General features: G+C 34.3%; 1 protein-coding gene. It reads right to left on the reverse strand.

Annotation, left to right across the window (positions count from 1 at the left end):
- Positions 1 to 120 precede the first annotated feature (120 nt).
- Positions 121 to 1,089, reverse strand: a complete 969-nt coding sequence (locus tag ACEXOE_RS23685) for an IS110 family transposase (protein ID WP_394751363.1) — start codon at positions 1,087 to 1,089, stop codon at positions 121 to 123.
- Positions 1,090 to 1,300 lie beyond the last annotated feature (211 nt).

Consider the following 1,300-nt stretch of genomic DNA (forward strand, 5'->3'; position numbering starts at 1 on the left):
AACAAAGAACTGAGATAAAAAACAAACATATTCTTCCTTAATCTGAGACACTAGTATTCTAGGCCCATAGATTCAAAAATCGGATTCTTCGAGCTTTTTTAATTGTATTTATTCTCTAATTTATCTTGGCAATATTGAAACGTAAGTTTCATCATATGGCCTGCCAGATTTTGCAATGGCAAAACACTGTTTAAGCAGCTTGTTAGCTACTGCTATTAGTGCTAGCTTCTTACTCTTTCCTTTGTTTACGATACGATCATACACCCCTTTACAAGCTTTGTTGTGTTTACAAGTATTAAAAGAGCATAGAAATAGAAGATTACGAAGCTTTCTATTACCTAACTTACTTATGCGTGACCGACCTCTAACGCTGCTACCTGACTCTCTTATCGTTGGGGTTATCCCAACATAACTACAAAGCTGTGCTGCAGTTTCAAACTTAGAAAAACCATCGGTCACAACTATTAAAAACAAAGCTGTTTTTTGACCTATTCCCGGGATAGAGGTTAGCAAGGTCAATTGCTCTTGTTGATCCTCTTTTACCAATGATAAAATCTTTGATTCGATAGCTGCTATTTCTTTATCCAGCTGTTTCCTGTTACGTATTAATGAACGATAAACAAACTTTGATGGAACTCCCAAAACAACTTCTCCATGTATCTTGTTTTTGGTTGCTGTGCGATGTTTTAAATAAGCATCCAGTAATCTGAACAGTTGTAAGCATTCACTTTGAATAGCTGTCAAAGCATTGTAAATAGGAACTTCATTGAGTAAAGCATATTCACAAATAGCCTTTGCATCACTTTTGTCTGTTTTTACTTTTGCTAGTCTCATTTGAATAAATCGCTTTATTGATAAAGGATTTACAACTGATACCAGTACTTGATTTTTGTAAAGAAACTGTGCCAGTCTGTAATGATAATAACCTGTAGCTTCCATTACAACAAGACTCCCCATAGGTAGATGCTTTAATAATCTCTTGAAGCCCAATTCATCATTCTTAAACTGGAAGTGACCTCTTTCACTACCATGTACATCAAAGACATCTTTACTAATGTCAACTCCATAAGTTTCTTTATATTTAATCATACAAATTAGTTTATGAAAGAACTAGCTACCAGTATCACAACAACTTGAAAACGAGATCTAAGGTCTCAAAGAACTGAACGTGATTTAAGTAGTAAAAGAGAGAGGATTATCAATGTTGACGAAGTCGTGAGCTTCACTGTGTATACTAACCTTAATTCTCTCTTTTGTTCTTTCTGATTATTACATCAATTTAATGAGAATCAAACTTAAG

The sequence above is a fragment of the Spongiimicrobium salis genome, from assembly GCF_043678055.1.
Classification (GTDB): domain Bacteria; phylum Bacteroidota; class Bacteroidia; order Flavobacteriales; family Flavobacteriaceae; genus Spongiimicrobium; species Spongiimicrobium salis.